Source organism: Paenibacillus mucilaginosus 3016, from assembly GCF_000250655.1.
GTDB lineage: Bacteria > Bacillota > Bacilli > Paenibacillales > NBRC-103111 > Paenibacillus_G > Paenibacillus_G mucilaginosus.
On the sequence record NC_016935.1, the window covers coordinates 7,055,067 to 7,077,902 of the forward strand.

At 60.5% G+C, this 22,836-nt stretch carries 20 protein-coding genes; 10 read left to right on the top strand and 10 right to left on the bottom strand.

Features of this window, described 5'->3' with window-relative positions; genetic code table 11:
* Window positions 1–228 precede the first annotated feature (228 nt).
* Together PM3016_RS40390 and PM3016_RS36875 are read left to right on the top strand one after the other, a co-directional pair.
* Window positions 229–546 carry a hypothetical protein gene (locus PM3016_RS40390; RefSeq protein ID WP_238540348.1) on the top strand — a complete coding sequence of 106 codons (318 nt, stop codon included), beginning with the start codon at window positions 229–231 and terminating at the stop codon, window positions 544–546.
* Window positions 501–1,280, top strand: a complete 780-nt coding sequence (locus PM3016_RS36875) for a GGDEF domain-containing protein (RefSeq protein WP_238540349.1) — start codon at window positions 501–503, stop codon at window positions 1,278–1,280. The genes PM3016_RS40390 and PM3016_RS36875 overlap by 46 nt, the downstream gene beginning before the upstream one ends.
* Window positions 1,281–1,304: 24 nt before the next feature.
* On the opposite strand, the gene PM3016_RS29035 is transcribed toward PM3016_RS36875, so the two are convergent.
* The 5 genes from PM3016_RS29035 to pdhA all read right to left on the bottom strand — a co-directional run bounded on the left by PM3016_RS29035 (window position 1,305) and on the right by pdhA (window position 7,374).
* Window positions 1,305–2,261, bottom strand: a complete 957-nt coding sequence (locus tag PM3016_RS29035; RefSeq protein ID WP_041619287.1) for a hypothetical protein — start codon at window positions 2,259–2,261, stop codon at window positions 1,305–1,307.
* A 177-nt stretch (window positions 2,262–2,438) separates the two neighbouring features.
* Complete coding sequence (gene lpdA, locus PM3016_RS29040) at window positions 2,439–3,854, bottom strand: dihydrolipoyl dehydrogenase (protein ID WP_013920011.1); 1,416 nt, start codon at window positions 3,852–3,854, stop codon at window positions 2,439–2,441.
* Between the two features lie 5 nt (window positions 3,855–3,859).
* Entirely contained in the window at window positions 3,860–5,245 is a 1,386-nt protein-coding gene (locus PM3016_RS29045) for a dihydrolipoamide acetyltransferase family protein (protein ID WP_014371906.1), read from the bottom strand.
* A 32-nt stretch (window positions 5,246–5,277) separates the two neighbouring features.
* A complete protein-coding gene (locus PM3016_RS29050) occupies window positions 5,278–6,258 on the bottom strand; it encodes an alpha-ketoacid dehydrogenase subunit beta (RefSeq protein WP_013920013.1) in 981 nt (326 codons plus the stop codon).
* 18 nt (window positions 6,259–6,276) lie between these two features.
* Window positions 6,277–7,374 carry a pyruvate dehydrogenase (acetyl-transferring) E1 component subunit alpha gene (pdhA, locus tag PM3016_RS29055; protein ID WP_014371907.1) on the bottom strand — a complete coding sequence of 366 codons (1,098 nt, stop codon included), beginning with the start codon at window positions 7,372–7,374 and terminating at the stop codon, window positions 6,277–6,279.
* 253 nt (window positions 7,375–7,627) lie between these two features.
* On the opposite strand from pdhA, the gene PM3016_RS29060 reads away from it, so the two are divergent.
* Window positions 7,628–8,356, top strand: a complete 729-nt coding sequence (locus PM3016_RS29060) for an alpha/beta hydrolase (protein WP_014371908.1) — start codon at window positions 7,628–7,630, stop codon at window positions 8,354–8,356.
* Window positions 8,357–9,100: 744 nt separating this feature from the next.
* On the opposite strand, the gene PM3016_RS29065 is transcribed toward PM3016_RS29060, so the two are convergent.
* The 4 genes from PM3016_RS29065 to PM3016_RS29080 all read right to left on the bottom strand — a co-directional run bounded on the left by PM3016_RS29065 (window position 9,101) and on the right by PM3016_RS29080 (window position 12,588).
* The gene (locus PM3016_RS29065) at window positions 9,101–9,406 is read right to left on the bottom strand and encodes a hypothetical protein (protein WP_014371909.1); all 306 of its coding nucleotides are present in this window, start codon (window positions 9,404–9,406) and stop codon (window positions 9,101–9,103) included.
* Between the two features lie 55 nt (window positions 9,407–9,461).
* Complete coding sequence (locus PM3016_RS29070; RefSeq protein WP_014371910.1) at window positions 9,462–10,349, bottom strand: lipoate--protein ligase family protein; 888 nt, start codon at window positions 10,347–10,349, stop codon at window positions 9,462–9,464.
* A gap of 435 nt (window positions 10,350–10,784) precedes the next feature.
* Entirely contained in the window at window positions 10,785–11,369 is a 585-nt protein-coding gene (locus PM3016_RS29075; RefSeq protein WP_014371911.1) for a GDYXXLXY domain-containing protein, read from the bottom strand.
* Entirely contained in the window at window positions 11,359–12,588 is a 1,230-nt protein-coding gene (locus tag PM3016_RS29080) for a DUF2157 domain-containing protein (protein ID WP_014371912.1), read from the bottom strand. The genes PM3016_RS29075 and PM3016_RS29080 overlap by 11 nt, the downstream gene beginning before the upstream one ends.
* A 314-nt stretch (window positions 12,589–12,902) precedes the next feature.
* On the opposite strand from PM3016_RS29080, the gene PM3016_RS29085 reads away from it, so the two are divergent.
* The gene (locus PM3016_RS29085) at window positions 12,903–13,952 is read left to right on the top strand and encodes a metallophosphoesterase family protein (protein WP_014371913.1); all 1,050 of its coding nucleotides are present in this window, start codon (window positions 12,903–12,905) and stop codon (window positions 13,950–13,952) included.
* Between the two features lie 240 nt (window positions 13,953–14,192).
* Here PM3016_RS29085 and PM3016_RS29090 read toward each other — a convergent pair whose 3' ends face one another.
* Window positions 14,193–15,083, bottom strand: coding sequence for a glycoside hydrolase family 191 protein (locus PM3016_RS29090; protein WP_041619290.1), 891 nt, complete (start codon window positions 15,081–15,083; stop codon window positions 14,193–14,195).
* 89 nt (window positions 15,084–15,172) lie between these two features.
* Here PM3016_RS29090 and PM3016_RS29095 point away from each other — a divergent pair, with 89 nt between their 5' ends.
* Genes PM3016_RS29095 through pelG form a run of 6 tightly spaced genes read left to right on the top strand, consistent with a single transcriptional unit; the run spans window position 15,173 to window position 22,617 of the window.
* Window positions 15,173–15,574 (top strand): response regulator, encoded by a 402-nt coding sequence (locus PM3016_RS29095; RefSeq protein ID WP_014371915.1) that lies wholly within the window; start codon window positions 15,173–15,175, stop codon window positions 15,572–15,574.
* A gap of 13 nt (window positions 15,575–15,587) precedes the next feature.
* Window positions 15,588–16,826: a GAF domain-containing protein gene (locus tag PM3016_RS29100; RefSeq protein WP_014371916.1), complete on the top strand. Its 1,239-nt coding sequence runs from the start codon at window positions 15,588–15,590 to the stop codon at window positions 16,824–16,826.
* The gene (locus PM3016_RS29105; protein ID WP_014371917.1) at window positions 16,823–17,935 is read left to right on the top strand and encodes a hypothetical protein; all 1,113 of its coding nucleotides are present in this window, start codon (window positions 16,823–16,825) and stop codon (window positions 17,933–17,935) included. Before PM3016_RS29100 ends, PM3016_RS29105 begins: the two co-directional genes overlap by 4 nt.
* On the top strand, window positions 17,895–19,751 hold the full coding sequence (locus PM3016_RS29110; protein WP_014371918.1) for a DUF2194 domain-containing protein: 1,857 nt from the start codon (window positions 17,895–17,897) through the stop codon (window positions 19,749–19,751). The genes PM3016_RS29105 and PM3016_RS29110 overlap by 41 nt, the downstream gene beginning before the upstream one ends.
* Window positions 19,748–21,172 (top strand): GT4 family glycosyltransferase PelF, encoded by a 1,425-nt coding sequence (pelF, locus tag PM3016_RS29115; RefSeq protein ID WP_014371919.1) that lies wholly within the window; start codon window positions 19,748–19,750, stop codon window positions 21,170–21,172. The genes PM3016_RS29110 and pelF overlap by 4 nt, the downstream gene beginning before the upstream one ends.
* Window positions 21,160–22,617 carry an exopolysaccharide Pel transporter PelG gene (gene pelG / locus PM3016_RS29120; RefSeq protein WP_013920028.1) on the top strand — a complete coding sequence of 486 codons (1,458 nt, stop codon included), beginning with the start codon at window positions 21,160–21,162 and terminating at the stop codon, window positions 22,615–22,617. Before pelF ends, pelG begins: the two co-directional genes overlap by 13 nt.
* Window positions 22,618–22,836 lie beyond the last annotated feature (219 nt).

The following is a 22,836-nucleotide window of genomic DNA, read 5'->3' on the forward strand; positions in this document are numbered from 1 at the left end:
AATAGTCATCGTTTCTACCCTCATGATACCCTCTGTTGGGCAGGCCGGATATGGAGGGATGACTCCATTGTATGGAGGAATGTAGCACGTTCACGCCATGGGTGAACGATACCCCGGAAAAACCCGCCCAAAGCCCCGGTCATTTTTCGACATTTTTCTCCCCGTGCCCGGCGGGTATGCTATAATGATTTAAGATTATTTTTGGGAGAGAAGGATCCGCTTACGCCTATGTCCGATCAACAAAGCAGCGCCGCCCCCGCTATCTCGCTGGGCAGCCATTATGACGCCTTTTTCGCTGCGGCCACCAAGAGCTGCATCTTAATCCACCTGCTCTGGCTTGTTTTGTTCTGGGCGCTCGGCGTCATGCCCATGGCCATGTACAACTTCGTCAGCACCTGTTTTTTTGCCTGGTCTCTCCAGTTTCTCCTGGGCAAGCATAACCGGACCTGGGCCCTGCTGGTCCATATGGAAGTAAGGCTGCATATGGTGCTCGCCAGCATTTGGTCGGCTGGGATACCGGGTTCCATTATTATTTCTTCCTCCTGATCTTCGTCTGCTTCATGAATCCCATGTACGGCAGAGGCATGAGGATCTTCCTTGCGGTCTCCGATGTGGTGATCTACCTGCTGCTGACCCAATATGCCCTCAGGCCATGGTATACGGTAGATCCTCTTTATACCGAACTGCTTAACATTCACAATATTCTCATCGTAACAATCACGATCACCATCCTGTCCTCCGTGTTCCGCAAGCGGATTACCGAGACGATCGGCGATCTGGAGATGGCTGCGAACACCGATCCGCTCACCGGGCTGCTTAACCGGCGCTCCATGTTTGCCAGGCTCGAGAGAGAACATGACCGGTACCAGTCTGGGGCTGCCTCCTACTGCGTGCTGCTGTGCGACATCGATGATTTCAAAATGTTCAATGACCTGTACGGGCATGACTGCGGCGATTATGTGCTGAGGGAATGCGCTCAGGCGATCCGCGGGCTGGTCCGGACCGGCGACTCCGTATCCCGCTGGGGCGGCGAGGAATTTCTGATCCTGCTGCCGGCAACGGACCCGGAAGAAGCCTTCCACATCGCCGAACGCATCCGCTCCCGCATTCAGCATGCCGTTCATACGTTCCAGGGTGCCGAGCTGCGCATCACGCTTACCTTCGGGCTCTCTTCCTGCCCGCCTTCCGTCTCGGTATCCGATTGCATTAATCAGGCGGACAACGCGCTGATGCAGGGCAAGCAGGAAGGTAAAAACTGCGTAGTCAGCCAGCTGTTATGAGCAATATCCCCTCACGATAGTGCCCTATTCTCCGGTCCCTGCCAGAGGATAGGGCACTTCCTGCTTCCCTGAGACCTCCTCTTCACAATAAGGCCCCGGCTGTACCTGAAGCCACAGCACGCCCTCCTCGAATGCGGCCAACTTGAGGCCGTCTCCGGTAGGTTCCACTGCCATGATCGCCGGGCGTCCCTCGATACTGCGCCGGCACTTCTCGCCGAACAGATCCCGGTAAGGCGTGTAGAGCTTTCCACCGGCCAGCACCCTCATCGTATCTGAACGTGAGTGTCTCAGGATAACAACCCCCTCCTTCGGATATCCCTCCACATAAAAAGGCGTCCCCCAAGAGGCATCTGCCTGCGATGCCGGGGACTGCTGGCCCCCCGGCTGCTTCGCTTGTCCGTCCTGCTGTTCGGCAGCCCCAAGTCCGATCCGGGCTGCAGGCTCTCCGGTCTTATCGTCCCACACGGTCAAGACCCGGCCGTCATGCATCAGCACCCAATCCCCTGCTGCCGTTATATTCTTTCCCTTCCCCCAGTGGTACTCCAAATTTTCTTTCTGAAGAATTTTCCCGTTCCGGATATAGGCAAGTATCACACGGTCATGAATCAGGGGCTCCCCATACGATTGAACGGCTTGGAGAACTATACCTTGCTTCAGCACGGTCAGCTCATACTGAAACGAATTGCGCCCAGGCGCAGCGGGGTAGAGGGCCTCCAGACCGACTATCACCCCTTCCAAAGCCTTGGGAAGACGCGGAAGTTCCAGCAGCTCCTCTCGGGATATGGCATCCGGCGGTCCGGCCAGCCAGATCCCGTTTTCCCTGCCCAGTCCGTAGAAGCCGGGCGGCAGCTTGAAATCTCGCTCTATTCCCACAGCGTATAGAAGGGCTGCACACAAGATGACTGCACACGCCAGCATCCCAATCCGCTTACTTCGCATACTTTTTTTGCCCCTTGCCTCTTTCTCCCAAGCTCTGATCACCCGTCTCTCCCCCTTGAAAATACCAATAGGGCACAGCAGCAGACAGGAATCTCAGTGCCCGCCCCATTACCAGACGCTGGAAACTGGCAAAAAGGTTCGGCCTGTAAAAAAAGCCAGGACCCCAAGCGATAAACGCTTGAAATCCTGGCTGCTGCTTTTGCGTAATGAATGAGAATCTTACTTGCCGAGCTGGTGAATCGGATGGCCGAGCGCGCCTTCGGCGGCGTCCATCGTGATCTCGCCCAGGGTCGGGTGAGCGTGAATCGTCAGAGCGATATCCTCGAGGGTAGCGCCCATCTCGATGCCGAGCGTCAGCTCTGCAATCAGGTTGGAGGCTTCCGCCCCTACGACGAATCCGCCGACGAGTACGCCGGTGTCTTTGTCCGCGATCAGCTTCACAAAGCCATCGGTCGCGTTCATCGACTGGGCACGGCCGTTGGCTCCGTAAGGGAACTTGCCTACAACCGTGTTGATGCCTTTGGCCTTCGCTTCGCTCTCGCTGAGACCTACGCCGGCAATCTCCGGATCGGAGAAGACTACGGCCGGGATGACCTTGTAGTCTACGACGCTTGGCAGTCCCGCGATCGACTCTGCCGCCACTTTCGCTTCATAGGAAGCTTTGTGCGCCAGTGCCGGACCTGGAACGATGTCGCCGATCGCGTAGATGTGAGGCACGTTCGTCTGGCCCTTCTCGTTGACTTTGATCAGGCCGCGCTCGCCGATTTCGACGCCGGCAAGTTCGAGGGACAGATCGCCGTCGGTGTTCGGGCGGCGTCCGACCGTAACGAGGACATAATCCGCCGTTACTTTCTTCTCTTCGCCTTTGACCGTGTACGTTACCGTTACGGAGTCGCCGGACTGCTCGGAGCCCTGCGCCATCGCTTCGGTTACTACTTCCACCTCAAGCTTCTTCAGGTTGCGTGCAACCAGGGAAGACAGGTCCTTCTCAAAGCCTGGCAGGATGTGGTCGGAGCCTTCAAGCACCGTCACCTTCGTGCCGAACTTCGCGAACGTCTGGCCAAGCTCGATACCGATGTAGCCGCCGCCGATGACGACCATGCTCTTCGGAATCTCGGAGAGCTGCAGAGCTTCCGTCGAGGACAGGATGCGTCCGCCGAACGGGAACGTCTTGAGCTCGATCGGACGGGAGCCCGTCGCGATGATGCAGTAGTTGAACTTGTAACGTGCCGTTTCGTTATCGTTGAACACGCGGGCTTCATGCTCGTTGATGAACAGCGCCTCGCCGTTGAATACCTGAATCTTGTTGCCCTTCAGCAGCATGCCTACGCCGCCGGTCTGCTTCTTCACGATGCCGTTCTTCCATTCCTGCACCTTTGCGAAGTCCACGGCTACGTTATCAGCCGTGATCCCGATAGAGGAGCCGTGCTTGGCCACTTCATACTGATGGGCCGCGCTGATTAGCGCCTTGGATGGAATGCAGCCGCGGTTCAAGCAGACGCCGCCGAGTTCGGCCTTGTCCACTACGAGCACGCTCTTGCCCAGCTGGGCGGCACGGATGGCCGCAACGTAACCGCCAGGACCGGCACCAATGACGAGAACGTCAATTTCTACCGATGCGTCACCTACTACCATAGCGATTACACCTCCATGATCAGCAGCTCAGGATCTGCGAGGAGCTGCTTAATGTAGTTCATAAAGTTCTGTGCCGTAGCACCGTCGATAATCCGGTGGTCGAAGCTCAGTGACAGCGCCATGACCGGAGCCACAACGATCTCGCCGTTCTTCACAACCGGCTTCTCCGTAATGCGGCCGGTTCCGAGGATCGCCACTTCAGGGAAGTTGATCACCGGCGTGAAGAACATGCCGCCTGCCGAACCGATGTTGGTGATCGTCAGCGTGGAGCCCTTCAGTTCCGTCGGTCCGAGCTTGCCTTCGCGACCGCGGGCAGCCAGGTCCTTGATGCTTGCTGCGATCGTCCAGATGTTCTTGCGGTCCGCATCCTGGATGACCGGTACGAGAAGCCCGTTATCCGTATCGGTAGCGATACCGATGTTGTAGTACTTCTTGTAGACGATCTCCTGCTTCTCTTCGTCGATCATGGCGTTCATGACAGGGAACTGGCGTGCCGCTGCCACGAGAGCCTTCACGATGAACGGCAGGTACGTCAGCTTCATGCCTTTCTTCTCAGCCATCGCTTTGTTGGCACGGCCGCGCAGAGCGACGAGCTCCGTAACGTCGACTTCGTCCATCAGCGTAACGTGAGGAGCCGTGTACACGCTCTTCACCATAGCGTTCGCGATCGCCTTGCGGATGCCCTTCAGCGGTACGCGCTCTTCGACGCGATCGCCGCTTACGGCTGCCGCTGCGGAAGCTGCCGGCGCTGCTGCTGCCGGAGCCGCTGCGCTTGCCGCAGGAGCCGCTGCTGCTGGAGCTGCTGCTGCGCCAGGCGTGAAGCCAAGCACGTCCTCGCGGGTGATGCGGCCGTTCTTGCCGGTCGGCGTCACTTGGGCAAGGTTTACGCCCTTCTCACGGGCCAGCTTGCGCACGCTAGGCGTAGCCAGGACGCCGCTCGGCGTTACCGCAGGCTGGGCTGCAGCTGCCGGAGCGCCGCCTGCCATCGGCGTGTCGATCTTGCTGTTCGCGACGTTCGCCGCTACGGAGCTGCCTACCGGCTCGATGCCGCCGACAGCCGCTTCAGCTTCCGTCTTCGCTGCAGCCGGCGTAGCCGCCTCTGCTGCGCTTGGCGCTTCGCCGTGGCCGTGTGCCTGCTCAGGCATTTCGCCGGTTACGTCGATTACAGCGATGACGTCGCCAACCGTACATACCGCGCCTTCGCCGACTTTGATCTCGACGATGGTGCCTTCTACAGGAGAAGGAACTTCTACGGTGGATTTATCGTTTTGAACGTCCATCAGGATCGTTTCGTCATTGACTTTATCGCCGGCTTTGACATGCCACTTGACAATCTCGCCTTCGTGAATGCCTTCGCCCAGCTCCGGAAACCGGTACTCAAACTTTGCCATGGTCGCTCACCGTCCTTATTGATCGCTTCGATTTAGAAATCCAGTACTTTGTTCAGGCCCGCAACGATCTTCGCCGCGTTAGGCAGCCATTGATCTTCGATTTGGGCGAACGGATACACCGTATCCGGCGGAGCCACACGCAGTACAGGCGCTTCGAGGTGCAGGATCGCCTTCTCGTTGATCTGCGCAATCACTTCAGCCGCAATACCGGAAGTCTTCTGAGCTTCCTGTACGACGATCGCACGGTTCGTCTTCTTGATGGACTCGACGATCGTGTCGGTATCGAGCGGCATCAGGGTACGGAGGTCGATGACTTCCACTTTCACGCCGCGGGTCTTCTCGATCTCTTCCGCTGCTTTCAGGGAGGTATGAACCATAGCGCCGTACGTGATGATCGTTACGTCGGAACCTTCGCGGACCACGTTCGCTTTGCCGATCGGCACCGTGTACTCGCCCTCAGGCACTTCCGCACGGAACGAACGATACAGGTTAAGGTGCTCCATGAAGAAGACCGGATCGTTGTCGCGGATCGCGGAGATCAGCAGGCCTTTGGCGTCGTAAGGATTGGAAGGCACGACAACCTTGATACCCGGTGTCTGTACGAGGAGACCTTCGAGCGGGTCCGTATGAAGCTCGGCCGCCTTAACGCCGCCGCCGAAAGGCGTACGGATCGTGATCGGAGCCTGGTACTTGCCGCCGGAGCGGTAACGCATACGGGCAGCCTGCACGGCGATCTGATCGAAGGCTTCATAGATAAAGCCGACGAACTGGATCTCCATGATCGGGCGGAAGCCCTGGGTTGCCATACCGACAGCCATACCGCCGATAGCGGCTTCGGCCAGCGGCGTATCGTATACGCGCTCTTCGCCGAACTCGGCCTGCAGGCCTTCGGTCGCACGGAATACGCCGCCGACTTTACCTACGTCCTCACCGAAAATTACCACGTTAGGATCACGCTGAAGCTCGACGCGCATTGCGTCTTTTATCGCTTGAATCATTGTCATTTGAGCCATGGCTGAATGTCCTCCCCTTTACGCTAAGTAATCCGCTTTTTGCTCTTCGAGATGCTGCGGTGTCGTTTCGAACATGGAATCGATCAGGCCAGGAATCGTCATTTTCTCGGTCGTCTCGGCCTTCTTGATCTGCTCCGCCACCGTGTTCTTCGCGTCTTCCACGACAGCCGCTTCTTCGGCTTCGCTCCACAGGCCCTTGTTCACCAGGAACGTGCGGAAACGGTTCAGCGGATCCTTCTGCTCCCATTCAGCCGTCTCTTCTTTCGTACGGTACTTGGACGGGTCGTCACCGGACATCGAGTGCGGCAGGAAGCGGTAGGTCAGGGCTTCGATCAGCGTCGCGCCTTCGCCGTTGCGGCCGCGCTCGGCAGCATCCTGAACAGCCTTCACGACAGCGAGGACGTCCATGCCGTCTACCTGTACGCCTGTGATACCGGCTGCAACTGCCTTATGCGCTACGGACATAGCCGCCGTCTGCTTCGCAAACGGAGTCGTGATCGCATAGCCGTTGTTCTGAACCATGAAGATGGAAGGCAGCTTGAACGCACCTGCGAAGTTCAGTGCTTCGTAGAAGTCGCCCTCGGAGGAACCGCCGTCACCCGTATAAGTGATCGAAACGCGCTTCTCGCCTTTCTTTTTGAACGCCATAGCGACGCCCATTGCGTGCAGGTACTGCGCGCCGATGATGATCTGCGGCATCAGCACATGTACGTCGTCCGGAATCTGGCCGCCGTGCTGGTGGCCGCGCGAGTACAGGAACGCCTGGTACATCGGCAGGCCGTGCCATACGATCTGCGGCATGTCACGGTAGCCCGGGCAGATGAAATCGTCTTTATTGAGAGCGAACTCGGAACCGACCATTGTCGCTTCCTGTCCGGAAACTGGTGCATAAAAACCAAGACGGCCTTGGCGCGTCAGGTTGACAGCGCGCTGGTCCCACGTGCGTGTGAAGACCATGCGGCGCATGAGCTCCTTCAGCTGCTCGTCGGAGAGCTTAGGCATCTCGTCCGGATTGACGACCGTACCGTCGGTGCCGAGTACGGACAAAGGCTTTACTTCCTGCACTGCCACTACATATGACTTGTCTTGCACGCCCGCTACAGATGGCTTGCTCATAAGTTTAGTCACCTCGAAGATAGAATTTGGGGTTGAAGGTGTTGCTGAAGATCCTGCCCGCTCTGGAGAAAAGGAAAGAACTTCTGTTATAGTAGTATTATAAACCTGTTTTTGTGCAGAACACAAGAACTTACTTGAAAAATGCCGTGTCCTTTGCGGTATAGCATTGATACAGTGTCACAAAATAGATAGTACAGTTTCATGAATTGTTAAGAAACTATTATAATACAACGCCCAAAAGGAGAATGTTCCCATGGATGAAAATGTCTATCTCAAACGAACGATTGTCAAAGAGCAGGTGCCGTCGAACCATTTGGACGCTCCGAGACCGCTTCGGATCTACCTCCCGCCGGGCTATAACGAGCTGATCTCCTACCCGGTCATCTACTGCCAGGACGGGGAGGACTTCTTCAACTTCGGGCGCATCGCCACTACGATGAACCGTCTGATCTACGATGAGAATATCGAGCCGGCCATCATCGTCGGCGTCGATGTCGACAAATCCGTGCGGACTGCGGAGTACGCGCCCGAAGGCGACCGGTTCGCCGCTTACTGTCGTTTCTTTGCGGAAGAGCTGCTGCCCTTTGTCGAAAGCCGCTACCCGGTCCGCGGCTCCGCAGAGGACCGCATCCTCGCGGGAGACTCGCTCGGGGGGACGGTTTCCCTACATCTTGCCTTGGATTATCGTAGCCTGTTTTACCGCGTCCTATCCTTATCAGGCGCATTTTTGGAGGGCACCCGCAGCCGCATCGCGCAGGAAACCGATCTGTCCTGGCTCGAGCTCCACATGGTGATCGGCACGGAAGAAAACGAGGTGGCCACCGAGCGCGGCACCTACGATTTCCTCGAAGCCAACCGGCAGGCCAAGGCAATGCTTGAGGACCGGAACTGCCGGCTGTCGTACGAGGAAAAGCCGGGCCGCCATGTGTGGGGGCTGTGGCAGCAGGAGCTGCCGGGCATGCTCAAGCGGATGATGGAGTAGCGGGAGCAGCTGTGAGCGAGGGGCTATGGCAGCAGGAGCTGCCGTCCTGCATGTTCAATCGCAGGATCGGGTAGCGGGAAGTTGAATGCGTGAGGGAGCTGTTGGCAGCACTGCCGCCGTGTATGCTCAAGCGCATGATGAGTGTAGTGAGAAGTTGAATGACTAATTACCCCCCTCCCCTCATACAGCCCCCGAACTGCTTTCAACTCCCCTCCTCGCATCCAACAGGGATTCCGTGCGGGAGCCTTATCAGAACAGAAAAATAAAACAGCCCGGCCATCGACGGCCGGGCTGAACTGTTTTTATGCAAGAAAGGAATTTAGAATAAGAAAGGTTGCATAGGGTGTGCCATCCTGCCGATCGAGCTCACCCGGATAGACATAACCTTACCTGACTTTCCTTGATTCTGATGCATGATGTTTAAATAAAGGAACTGAGATTCCTTATTCGACTATTTCCCATCATTTCCCGAATAATAACGGAACTCAGATTCCTTATGAGTCCCGATTGACCGTTTACAAGGCCTTGACCCCAAAATAGCGAACCTCAGTTCCTCTATTTGATAATTGTCCCTCGCTGTATGACCCATAGCGAATCTGAGTTCCGCTATTTCTTTTTTAGCCTGCTGCGCCGCTTCTTCTTGTCGAGGATTCTCTCCGCTTCGGCTTGGCGGCTGTTTAGAAGTATATCAGTTGCAACTGGAAGGCGGAAGCAGGTTCATCCGGCGCGTGATGCTCGATGGCTTTACCTTCTTCGGGGAAGCGTCATCCCCGCCAGCCGGCTGCCGGCGCCGAGTCCGGCCAGCTCCTGCAGCGAAGCCGTGCTGCTCTCCGTTTCATTCGGGTGGCTGAGGCCCTCCCGCGCGAGGCATATCCACCATGCCTCTCTCACGCTGCCGGGCCCAAAGACAGCCCTTCCCCCGGCCTCCGGCAGGCGGAAGCGGGCAGCGGCCACGGCCATGCCCTCCGGCGTCTGGCCGCGAGCACAGCACGCCTCACCCTTTCGGTGAAGCGCTCCCCGCTCCCCGCGCGGCCCTTCCGCCAGGCGCATCCGCTGCGCCTCGCTCCGGCCTGCGTTCGGGCAGCGGCGCCGCCAAGCCCGCCGCCTACTGCGCGATGCCGTACCGGCGGCGCAGCTCCGCCGCCATCTCCCGCACGTCCGCAGCCTCCGGCAGGCGGAAGCGGGCAGCGGCCGCGGCCATGCCCTCCGGCGTCTGGCGGGCGCGCACAACGCGCTTCACCGCTTCGGTGAAGCGCTCCGCCCCCCGCCCGGCCGGCTCCCCAGCGCCGAGGCCGGTCAGCTCCTGCAGCGAAGCCATGCTGCCCTCGATGACCTCGGGGTGGCCGAGGCCCTCCCGGCCGGCCGCCGCGCGGTCGTAGAAGCCCCGGGCAAGCCGGGCCATCTCAATGCCGGAGCCCTCGACGATGACGAAGGCCTGCACGACGTACGCATGGGCCTGCCTCCGCTGGGCGATCCCACAGAACTTGCGCCCGCCGATGGAGAGGTCGAAGTCTCCGGGGCAGTAGGCCCCGAGGATCTCCCCCTTCTCCACCCGGCAGCCCGTCTCCTTCAGCGTCTCCGCGAGGAGCAGGTACATCCGCTCGAAGTCGTCGCGGAAGTCGATCTCCCCCGCCCGGCGCTTCGGCAGGATCAGCGAGACGTTGACGATGCCCGGATCAAGCGGCACCGCGGCGCCGCCCGAGTTGCGCACGACCGCGGAGTAGCCTTCGCCTTCCAACCAGGCGGACGCCTCCGCCGCCCCAGGGAGGCGCGAATCGCGCAGGCCCATCACGAAGCCCTTCGGGTGCCGCCACAGGTGGCACAGAGGAGCCCCTCCCTCGCCAACATGCCGGCACAGCAGCTCTTCCAGCGCAAAGTGGTAGAGCACGTCCTTCTCGCCAAGCTCCTTCGTCCGGTCGAGCAGCAGCAGCTCGGGAAGCCCGAGATCGGTTAGCTCCTCTGCCGGCCTTTCCTCGCGTATTTCTTCATTCATCCTGTTTTCCCGTCCTTTATCTGCATGGTCCTCCAATTGTACGGGCAGCCGCCGGCGGATTGCAAGGCTTGCCGGTTGCGAGTCTTTCCGCCCCGCACAAGCATGCCATATGAACGTTCACCGGACAGTACGGCGTCATAAGAACGGCGCTCCCCTACAAAGAAGCTCATACAAAACAAAGAGGCCCTCCCATGAGAGCCTTCCCGCTGACCTTATACCGTAGTACTGTGGAGCGCAAGCCGAGAGGATCGCCGTCACGCCTCCCTTGCTTTGTGTGCTCAGGAACGAGACGCCTTCCCGGTACCGCCCGAGCGCCCGAGGTGAGACGAATGTTGACCCGGCTTGCTGACGGTTTAAGTTGAAGGCGGCATCGCAAGTTGTACCGCCCGCCGTTTCCTTGATTGGCAGCCACCCCATTTAGAGTGACAACCGGCCTCAACTTCCCTGCTGCCCTGCGCCCGATTCCGGCACCGGCACCACGTCTTCGATCTCCCCGATCGTCACCTGCCCCCAAGGGGCCGCCTTGACCCGGACGATGAGATTCGCCGCCCGCTCCTCGAGCGCCTTCCCGGTCCCCTCCGGCACGTAGTACCGTTCGATTCCGTAGCGGACGGAGAAGCTTTCCTCGCCGCGGAAGTCCGGGTTCCAAGCGTACTGCACGATCCCCTTCAGGGCGGCTTCGCCTTCCGCCAGTGACGGCTTCGATACGTAGACCGCCATGGGAACCGCCACGCCGTCCGTTCCCTGCTTCACGACGACGTACACCGTATCGCCACGCTCCGGCGGCGCAGCTTCCTTCCAGAGCGTGCTGTCCAGCCGGCTGATCTCATAGCTCAGCGTCACGTAGTCGCCGTAGAAAATATCCCGCGGATCCACCGGCACGGTACGCAGCCTGATATCCTGTCCATACCAGCCGACGGCGTAGTAAGAAAGTGCAATCCCGGCAAGCACAAGGACCTGGGCCGCCGCGAAGAGGATAGCCCAAAGCCCCCGCCTTGCCGCATGCTTTTTATTTTCCATGGCCGTCATCCCCCTTCACTTCGCTCAGAAACCGGTTCTTCCTCCGGTTCAGGAACCAGCTGAGGACAAGAAGCAGCACGCCCCCGAGGATGAAGAACAGCGATTTGTCCATGAACGCCCAGGTCAGCTTGCCGTAAGCCACCAGCGTGCTGCAGATGAAGAGCACCGTCCCGAAGTTGATCTTGAAGCGGAACTCTTCTGCGTATCCCCGCCACAGCACATAGAAGGAGAAGAAAAAGAGAGCCAGCAGATACAGCACTTCATACCCGCTCGGCAGGTAGACATATGGGGCGAGCAGAATCCACTCGAAAGCGCTGGAGGCGCGGCCCTGGCGGAACTTGCCCGCCAGCGACACGGCGAACACCAGCAGCAGAGCCGGCACGTAATACAGCGGCTCGGCCCGCAGCTCCGACAGCATCCCGCTGTCCCATTCCGGGGGAAACAGCACCATGAAGACGGCAAAGCCGTACGCTGCGGCCAGCGGGGCGGTCTGCAGGGCGTAGCCGCCCTCCCGCTCGCGCAGCCAGTCCCCTGCCGCATACAGCGCCATGGCCGGCACGAACATCCAGAGGAAGGAGAGATCCTCGGAGACCGCCCACATCAGCGAATGCACCGTCCAGCTGAGGGCGCCGCACCAGGTTAGCAGGGCGCTCTTCCACCTCATGACCGGCACGTACATCACCGCAGCCATCACCAGGAAGGCGGTATAGCTGAACCCGTTGAATTCCGAGACGCTGTACCACTGGGCGATATCGAACAGCAGCAGGGCCAGCAGCGCCAGGTAGCGCGAGCGGTACAGATAAGCGGCTGCCGCACCGGCTGCCGCCCATAAGATGAACGAGCCCGCACTGTACGCAATAAGATGGAACATCTGCCCGATGAGGATGATTCCCGCACCGAAGGTCATGACGCCGAGACCCGCGAACGCCGTGGCGAACTTCTCCTGCCCCCGCCTCTGAAGAACCTCAGCGGCTGCATAGAAGCCGCCCGTAAAGACCATCATCATCAGAAGCCGCAGCAGCTCCGGCAGCTCCTGCCAATTCGCGGCGATAAAACTCAGAATCCCCAGCCCGACAAGAATGCTCCCCAGGATGGGCAGCAGCCTCGAGGGCTGCGATCGATCCTTATACAGGTCCAGGATCCGTCCGGCCTGTTCCTGCGTGACGATGCCCCGTTCCACCCACTGCGGGGCTTCCTTTTCCAGCCATTTGCGGCTCATGTCACTTCACCTCTGTCCTCTCCCGCTCACGCGCCGGTTGTCTATGATGCACGGATGCACAGTTCCATTGCCATTTCACCCTTCTTTAGCTCCAGTATACCTCCCATCCCTCGTGTCCAAAAGTACTAACTTCCCCTAGTACCCTGTCCTCCGCCCGCAGCAAAGCGAATCGCCCGCCGGAAATCCTTCCAGGGAAAAAGCCCCCCGGGTCCGCTTCCCTGCATTCAGCAGCTTATTTCTATTTATGAAGGCCTGCATTATAATAATAGTATTCCGTCCTCCAGAAGGACGCCCCGGAGGGATGAAGCTTTACCATGATATCCAGACGCCTCTTTGTCAAACAGATGCTCGCCTTCTTTGCTCTGGCCGCCGGCAGTGCAGCCTCGGCTGTCCGTGTATTCGGTCCGGGCTCCGAGAAGAACAGCGCCGAGCTCGCCGAGGCCGCTTCGCCGGCTGCAGCCGACCCTGCAGGACCGGCCGTGCCGATCGCATCCTTTTTTCTGCTCAGTGACATTCATCTCTCAGCCGTTGACCCGTCCATGGCCGATAAGCTGCACCTGGCCCTTCAGGATATTTCCAAGTTTGAGTCGAAAGTGGACACCGTCATCCTCGGGGGCGACCTGACCGATTTCGGGCGAACGATCGAATATGACCAGCTGCGCAAGATTCTCGGCAGCTACAAGCTTCCTCCGGTCTACGGCAACATGGGCAACCATGATTATTACGATATCTGGCTGACCTCAGCCGGCGCCTTCTCCACCGAGACGATGCCGAACGGCAAGACGGACGCCATGGCCCGCGAGCGGTTCCAGCAGTTCTTCGGCCAGCCGAAGCCTTACCGCGACGTGTGGATCGGCGGCACCCACCTCATCCTGCTCTCCCAGGATGCCTATGTGCAGGAGAGGCCCGAGGTGGGCGAAGGCGCCTGGTATTCCGATGAGCAGCTGGCCTGGTTCGAGGAAGTGATGAAGGTGCACAATTACAGCCAGCCGGCCTTCGTCTTCATCCACCAGCCGCTGCCGGATCCCGGTACGGACGGGGGCACCCACCGCCTCATCCGGGCCAAACGGTTCCGCGAGATTCTGGCGCCTTATCCCAACGTATTCGTCTTCTCCGGACACTCGCACCGCAACTTCATCGGTGAGAACCATTACAACCAGCAGAACACCTTCCACTGGTTCAACAACGCCTCCGTCGGCAAAACCCGTGCCAAGCCCGGCGGAGCGGCGGGTACGCAGGTGCAGGGCATGCACGTGCAGGTGTTCTCCGACCGGGTGGTGGTCCGCGGACGGGAATTCACGGACCGGACATGGATCGACGGCGCTTCGTGGACCGTTCCGCTGACCAAGCCGGGACACACCTAAGTGCGGCCCGGCAGACCGCCGGGCCGAACAGCCCATGAGACGCTTCTCCTTCTTTGCAAAAAATACCTCAATCCGTTTCAAACCGAATCACGCAGGGTAATAGTTCAGGTTAGGGAGCAGGCGGGTCCGCAGCGGCCCGGCGGCCTGAGCGGTTCCTCTGCCCAGCAAGCCAAAAAGAGCCGCGAGAGCAGCCGGAGTTCCGGCCGTTCTCGCGGCTCTTTTTGTCAACCCAGAGGTAGGTCACTTCAGCGTGTCGTAGCCGGACGGCGTCTCGAGATGCACGAACCGGAGCCTGCCGGCTTCCCTCGCATCCTTCGGCTCGGAACGCGAGGAAACGGCGAACACGGCCAGTCCCTTGCGCTGATACCGCCGGACAAGCTCCACCTGCTTCGCGGACCATTCGTCCTGGCGCCACTCGCCCCGCCAGTCTTCCCACAGGAAGCCCTGGAGATACGGCGCCGAGGCGGCGAGCGAGTCGAAGCCCCGGTTCTGAATCAAGAACACTCCGGGGAACCGGGCCTTCACTTCGCGGAGGAAGGCGACATACGAGCGCCGCTGCTCTTCCCGGAGCGCGGGCTCCTGCACATACTCGTCGATATCGCCGACCGTATCGAGGAATACCGCCGTGAAGCCTTTCTCTGCCGCGGCCCCGATCTCGTCCAGCAGCACCTGGCGGTAGGAGGCCTGCCGCAGGTCCATCAGGTAGGAATCCCAGGCCGCAAAGTGGGTCCGCTCCCCGCCCTGCAGCAGGTAGTCTCCGGGCTGAAGCCGGCCCATGCGGGTTTCGTTCCATGAAGGCGACTCCATGACGCTGAGATAGGCTGCCGGCAGCGTGCCCGCTTCCTGAAGTCCCGCCACCTGCTGCGGAGTGTACAGCTGGGGCTCGATGATGGCCAGGCCGGTCTTCTTGAGCGCGGCGAGTGCCTGCTCCGACGGCTCGGCATAATAGATGGCAAACGACTGGATATGCTGAAGAGGTCCTTTCGCCTGCGCCTGGAGGGTGCAGAGAACGAAGATGACCGCCCCCACACATAAGGCCGCGGCGGAAGCAAGTCCCGCTGTCTTCATGGCTGCTCCTTCTTTCGGGGTGATGTAGGGATAAGGGTTGCCGCTGTTATCAATATTATACAATGGAAGGCCTCTCCCGCCTATGGCGAGGAACCTGAATTTCCTTCCCGGGACGATCCCGGGGCTTGAACTTGATAAGGAGGTACCGGTATATGAACTCATTGGCGCTTATTGATGACGATCCTATCCTCCTGTCCGTGCTGGAGGAAATCTTCGGGCTCCGCGGACTGCAGGTCACGGCCTACGGCAGCCCTCTGAAGGCGCTGGAGGAGCTGCCGGAAGCGCGTCCCGATGCGGTCCTCTCGGACTGCATCATGCCCCATATCGACGGGTTCGAGCTGTGCCGGAAGCTGCGGGGGTCGCCGGGCTTTACGCGCACGCCGATCTTCCTCATGAGTGCCAAGCATTCCATCAGCGAGCTGTCGAAGGCCATGATGTCCGGAGCGGACGAGTATGTGATCAAGCCGTTCTCGCCCGACGATATGATGAAGAAGCTGGCCGAAACCTACGAGAAAAAGAACAACCCTATCCGCATCAAGCCCGGCGGAAGGTGATGGAGGAATTCCGTTGATCTATACGCAGGAACGCCGCTGGATTCCCTGGACCGAGCTCGTCATCCTGTTTCTGCTGCTTGCGGCAGCATCCCATTTCGGGTCTGTCCGGTTTTCGGAGTGGACCCCGAACCCGCTGTTCTTTGTCGTTCTCTATTTTGCGCTCCGCTACGGTACGCGGCTTGGCCTGCCCGCCGCGGCGGGGGCCGCCCTGCTGTACGGCTGGGATTATTACCGCGGAGGCGGGGATGGGTACACGCTGCTGCACGAGTGGGCGGATTACCAGCCGCTTGCCGTCTATGCGGGGCTTGCCCTGTTCGTCGGCCACTATTCCTCCACCCAGCGCTACCGGTACCGGTCGCTGGCCGAGGAGCACGAGGACCTGCAGAGCCGGCTGGCGCTTGTGGAAAAAAGCTACAGCGATCTCTCCATGGTGAAGGATGCATTGGAGAAACGGATCGTGGGAGCCCAAGAGAGCCTGTTTACGCTGTACAAAATGGCCAAAGCCTTGGGCTCCGACGACCCGGAGATCATCTTCACCGATGCCGTGCGCCTGTTCCGCGAGCTGATCCATGCCGAGTCCATCGTCATCTACCGGATGGATGCCTCGGGCAGGGTCCTGCGGCTGAAGGTATCGTTCGGCTCCAAGCCCGAAGGATATCCGGGCTCGGTCTTCCTCGAGCAGCCCTCCCTGTACCGCCGGGTATGCGACAGCCGGCAGATCCAGCTCCGGGATGCCGGCGATCCTCCCCGGGACCCGCTCATGGCCGGTCCCATTATCGGAGAGGAGGGAGAGCTTATAGGCATTATCGGCTTGGACGGACTCGATTTTAAGACGATGAACAAAGCGACGGCGGATTTGTTCAAGCTCATTCTCGGATGGATGGGCGAGAGCTGTGTCAGAGCCTTCCGCGAAGCGGCCAAGCTGCGGGGAGAGCGCTATTTCATGGATACCCTGATCATGAAGCCCGAGCCGTTCTACAAGCGGCTCTCCGAGGAAACGCTGCGGGCCACCGACTTCTCGCAGAAGTTCACGCTCTTCCAGCTTCCCATCGAGTTCGAGGGCCTGGACACCGACTCCGCCCTCCAAGAGATGGATGCGCTGCTGCGCCAGACGCTGCGGGCCGACGATGTCGTCGGCTACGACGCCTTCCGCGGGGAGCTGCTGTTCCTGCTGCCCGCGACGGCTCCCGAGCTCCGGGAGCGGATCGAGTCGCGCATCCGCGGAAGGTTCGGCGAGGGGGACAGCCCATGAAGCGCCCCCGCTCCTCGCTTCACCGGGACCTGCCCCGGTCCGCCTCCCTCTCGGCACTCGTGCTGCTGGCCGCCGGCACGCTGGATCTGGCCCAGACGCTGCTGCTGCCCGGCGTGCTGACAGGCACACCGTCCGGAGGGACCGCCTTCGGCTGGGACTGGGCGGCCGTCCTGCTCCTGCATCTGCTGCTGTGCGCCGGCGTGTGGCTGCTGTTCCGGGCGACTCCGCGCTACCGGCCCCACGACCGGGCCAGCCTCCAGTGGATCACGACGCTGGGCCTGTTCCTTCCCGGCGCGGGGCTGCTCTGCGGCGCCTTCATCGTCATCGCCCTGTGGGCGTGGAGATATGACGACGAGTTTTTCCGGGAATACGAGAATTACGTCTACTATGTGCCGGGCTCGCTCGATACGTTCGATGTGAATGTGGAGCAGCAGGCCGCACTGATCCCCTTCCGTGAGATTCTGCTCTCGGGAGGGTACGGCACCAAGAAGGATGCGATGTTCTCGCTGCTCCAGTACGAGGGAGGCAATAAAGTCGCCTTGTTCCAGGAGGCGCTGCGGGACGAGGATCCCGAGGTCGTCCACTATGCGGCCACGACGCTGACCTACCTCAACGAGCTCTTCGTCCGGGAGATCAAGAAGGAAACCCGCGAGCTGCAGGCCGATGAGAATTCGCTTCCCCAGTGGAAAGCGCTGCTTCAGACGTATGTCCGCTATCTGGACTCCCGCCTGCTCACCGAAGAGCTGGCGGCGGAGGTCCGGACCACCCTGCACCGGTTTGTCCAGAGGGGCGCCTCGCTCTTTCCCTCCGAGCCGTTCTTCACCGAGAAGCTCTGCTATCTGGCCCGGGCCGAAGGCGACTTTGCCCTGGCTGAGAGGCTCGCAAGGACCCTCGAAACCACGGCGGAGTACCGGTACGTCTCCTATCTGGCTTCTTGCGAACGCCTCTACCAGGAAAAGCGCTTCGAGGAGCTTCGGAGGCTGGCCGCAGTCTGGTGGAAAAGCGGCGTCACGATCCCGGAAAGCTATCAATCCGCCGTCAGGCTGTGGAAGGAGATGAACGATCAAGGTGTTCCGCAAACAAGTGATTTTGAGCTGCGTTATCGCTAGCGTGCTGCTGCTGGGCGGCCTTCTTCAGCTCTCCCGGTCCCTGCAGTGGAACCCCTTCCCCGCGGACAGCTCCTATGCCGAGACCGAATTCCCCCTCGGCAGCAGCGACCCGGCCCCCGGCGGCGAAGGGAGCCCCCTGCGCCTGATGATCTACAGCGACCCCTCCGATGCGGAAGGGCTGAGGGTAAAAGGAAATCTGGCGGAGGCGCTCGAGCTGGCCAAGTTGGCCTGGGACGAGATTGCGGCGGAAGATATCGCCGCCCTCCCCCCTGATCCCTGGCAGGTGCTGGTCCTCACCGGCCAAAAGAACGAGGCGATCGACCCGGTCCTCCTGAAGCGGTACGTGGAGAACGGGGGGCGGCTTGCGGTCATGACCCGCTTCTACGCCCCCGCACTGAACGAGCTGTTCGGCATGGCGCAGAACCGCGGCTTCCTGCAGGGGGCCGTGCAGGGCATGACCATGGTGAAGCCGCTCTTCCCGGGATATCCCGATCTGCCGTCCACAAACAACATGTTCTCCAACTCCATGTTAGATGTAACCCTGCTGCCGGCGTCTCGCGTGTATCTGACCGCCGGCGGTGTCCCGCTCCTGTGGACCCACGGGTACGGGAGCGGCCGGGTGGTCTACTGGAACTCCACCACCGGCGTGCAGAAGACGGGCCGGGGTCTTCTGGTCCATTCGCTCGGCCTGGCCGCAGAGAGCATGGTCACCGCCCAGGCCGGCATCCGGACGCTGGAGATCGACGACTTCCCGTCCCCGGCGCCCCAGGCGACCAACCCCTTGGTCCGGCAGGAGTACGGGCTGAGCACGCTGGAGTTCTACGAGCGGATCTGGTGGGCCGACATGGCCCGGTTTGCCGGCAAGTACGGGTGGAAATACACCGGCCTCATGATCGGCAATTACCAGAACCGGACGACCCCGCCCCTGCCGCCGCTGACCGGGGAGGGCCCGTCGCAGACGATCCGCTTCTTCGGCCCCAGGCTGCTGAAGCTGGGCGGCGAGCTGGGCCTGCACGGTTATAATCATCAGTCGCTGGTGACGCCGGACGAGCCGCTTCCGCCTTCGCTGAACTACGTCCCCTGGCCCGACCGCGGCGCCATGGCCGAAGGGCTGACCCGGCTCGCCGAGCTGGCCCATTCCTATTTTCCCGATCACGATCTGCGCACTTATGTGCCTCCTTCCAATGTCATGGGCCGGGAGGGCAAGGAAGCGATCGAGGCCGCCGTGCCGTCGGTGAACATCATCGCCTCCCTTTATTTTGCAGGCAGCGAGGAAGCCGGGCCGCTCGAGCAGGAGTTCGGGCCGGACCCCGACAACGCGAGGTTCTATGATTACCCCCGGATTTCGTCGGGTTACTGGCTTGACGAGGAAGAGCAGTTCTTCCAGACGGATGCCATCGCCAACTTCGGGCTTGTGAATCACTTCGTGCACCCGGATGACGTGCTGGACGCCAAGCGCTCGCAGGGCCGGGGCTGGTCCTTTCTCAGCTCCAAATTCGAAGAGTGGATGGCCCATTTGACCGGGAGCTACCCTTACCTGCAGCCGCTGACCGTCCGGGATTCGGTCAAGAAGCTCATCCTCTACCAGAACAGCCGGATCGAGACGCGCTATACGGCAGACCGGATTACGATCCGGGCCCAGGAGGCGCCCCTCCCTTCCGTCTATACGCTCCGGCTGCCGGTGGGCAAACAGCCTGAGCTGCCGGCGGAGCAGGGGACCGTGATCTCCTGGGAGCCCGCCTCAGGACTGTGGCGGATCGAAGCGGTGCAGCCTGCGCTGGAGATTACGCTGAAGGACGGGGAGGATGCGCCGTGAAGATCGCCCTGATCGTCGAAGGAAGCTACCCCTACGTTGCCGGCGGCGTGGCGAGCTGGATCCAGATGCTCGTCACCTCCATGCGGGAGCACGACTTTGAGATCATCGCCATCTCCTCCTCCCGCAAGGAGGCCCGGGAGTCCAAGTACAAGATGCCGGTGAATGTCACGGGCGTGCACGACGTGTTCATCATGGACTACCTGGAGCTCACGGAGGGCCGGGGACCGCGGCTGAGTCCCGAGGAAGCGCGGCTGTGCCTCGATTGGTTCGCCTTCCGGGAGGGCTCCGAAGGGGCTCTTCCCATCATTGCCGACCCGTCGAGGCTGGGCAATCCGATCGCCTTCCTGAAGAGCGAGGCCTTCTGGGAGCTGCTTGTGGATTCTTACCGCCAAGAAATGCCGACGCGGTCGTTCAACGCTTATTTCTGGACCTGGCGCTCCATGTATCTGCCGGCCATCTTCCTCCTGCAGCAGCCTTACCCGGAAGCGGATCTGTACCATGCCGTCTCCACCGGCTACGCCGGTATGATCGCCTCCTATCTGCGGCAGAAGCACGGCAGGCCGTTCATCCTGACGGAGCACGGCGTGTATGCCAGGGAGAGGGAAGAAGAGATTCTGCAGTCCGCCTGGGTGGAGCCGGGGTTCAAGCGCCGCTGGATCGATTACTTCTACCATATGTCGAAGGGCGCCTACCGCACGGCCGACCGAACCATCGCCCTCTACGGCGGAACACAGCACATCCAGCTGGAGCTCGGCGTCCCCGAGGAGCGCTCCCTGGTCATCCCGAACGGGATCGATTACGGAACGCTCTCCCGGCTGCCGCGGCGAACGAGCGAACCGGATGCGGGCATGATCTTCGGCGCCCTGGTGAGGCTGGTGCCGATCAAGGACGTGAAGACGCTGCTCTATGCCGCCCGGCTCGCCTCCCGGCGCATTCCGGGCATGGAGCTCTGGATCATGGGCCCGACGGAGGAAGACCCCGATTATTACCAGGAATGCCTGGCGCTGTCCCGGCAGCTGGAGCTGGAGGACATCGTTACCTTCACGGGCAAGGTGCCGATCGCCGAGCGGCTGCCGATGGTGGATGTGCTCATCCTCAGCTCGATCAGCGAGGGCCAGCCGCTGGCTGTCCTCGAAGGCATGGCCGCCGGCATTCCCTGGATCTGCACGGATGTGGGCAGCTGCAGGGAGCTGCTCGAAGGCAAGGACGAGCATGATCCCGGCACCGCGGGATACATCGTGCCGCCGGTAGACCCGGCCGCCATGGCCGAGCGCATGCTGCAGATGTACGAGTCGCCCGGGCAGCGAAGCTATATGGGATCGGTCGGACGCCGCCGGGTCGAAGCCTACTATCAGACCGAGCACTTCATTGGAACGTATCGCAAGCTGTACCGGGAGGCGGTGGACGGATGGCCGGAATAGGATTCAAGCTGCAGAAGCTGTTCCGTGAAGACTATACCTCGCTCCAGTTCCGGGCGTATGCCTATGCCTCCTTCATTGCGGCGGGTCCCTGGCTGATCTCGGTCCTGAGCGTATCGATCGTGAATTTCCTGATCCGCAGGTACGGAGGGATCGGCGAGCAGGAAGCCCAGCTGTTCATCGTGACGGTATCGTACTGCTTCATCTTCTCCCAGATCCTCTCGGGAGGCTGGCAGCTGGTGGTGACACGCTTTCTCGCGGATCATTTTTATCTCGGCCGGCTCGATATCATCACCCCGGTATATACCGGCATCTCCCGTCTTGTCATGGCCCTGTCGGCTGTCTTGGTGCTGCTCTTCTACTGGAACGCTCCGCTGCCCTTCAGCTACAAGCTGATCTCTGCGGTCCTGTTCCTCACGGTCGGCCAGATCTGGCTCTCCATGGTCTTCCTGTCCGCGGCCAAGAACTACAAGATCATCTCCTGGGCGTTCCTGACGGGCGGTCTGCTTGCCGTCGCCTCCGTGCTGATCCTGCTCCGCTATCCGCTGCCCTTCGCTTCCCACCGGGACGCTTCGAACGTGCTGCTGGGCTTTACGTTCGGCATGCTTGTGACGATGGCCATGCTGGCCGTGGTCCTGCTGCGTACGTTCCCGTCGAAGCGCATGGAGAATCCGTACGGCTTTCTGCACTATGCGGACAAATATCCCTCCCTGCTCGCGGCCGGCTTCAGCTACAATCTCGGGGTGTGGATCGACAAGATTCTGATCTGGCTCGGTCCCTCCGGCGTCACCGTGGAAGGAACCTTCCGCTTCTCGCCGATCTACGACAACGCCGTATTCCTCGCCTACCTGACCGTCGTCCCCTCTCTGGTGCTCTTCGTGGTATCCGTGGAGACGAGGTTCTATGACAAGTACCGGAAGTTCTACGGCTATATCACGAACGGCGGGACGCTGGAGATGATTCTGGCGGCCAAAAAGCGGATGGTGGAGGTCCTCTGGAACGAAATGCTGCGGATGGCCAAGCTGCAGGGCAGCCTGACTCTCTTCCTGATCGTGGTCTCCGGCTTTCTGCTCGAATCGTTCGGTTACGGTCCGCTGACCGCCGATATCTTCCGCATCTACAGCCTTGGCGCCATGGCGGGCACCTTGATGCTCACCGTGATTCTCATCATGCTGTACTTCGAGGACCGCCAGGGAGCCTGGGTCACGTCCCTGCTGTTCCTCTCTCTGAATGCCTTGTTCACGCTCGGCGTGCTGCCTCCCGGGCTGGACTTCTACGGCTTCAATTATTTCCTGGCGGCCTTCATCGCCTTTACCTACAGCGCGTGGAGACTGCTCGGTTTCCTCCAGCGCATCGAAGTGCAGACCTTTGTCCGCCAGGGCATCCTGGAGCCGGACTACCGCAGGTGGTTCACCCGCCTCAGCGAGTTCGCTTACCGCTGGCTGTAAGGGCCCTTGTCCCGGACCGGCCGCCGCCTCTCTTCTTTCCATGCCGAACACCTCTTTACCGCCCTGCAAGAAAGAATCCCGGGTGGTGAAGAGGTTTTTTTTGTTGAGGATGTAGGAAATTAGAAGAATTTGTCGAATACATAAGATATGAACAACAGGCCTGCCATGTCGGCCTGTCCGTTACCCGTCAATCCAGCACTTACTCTATAAAAGGCAAAG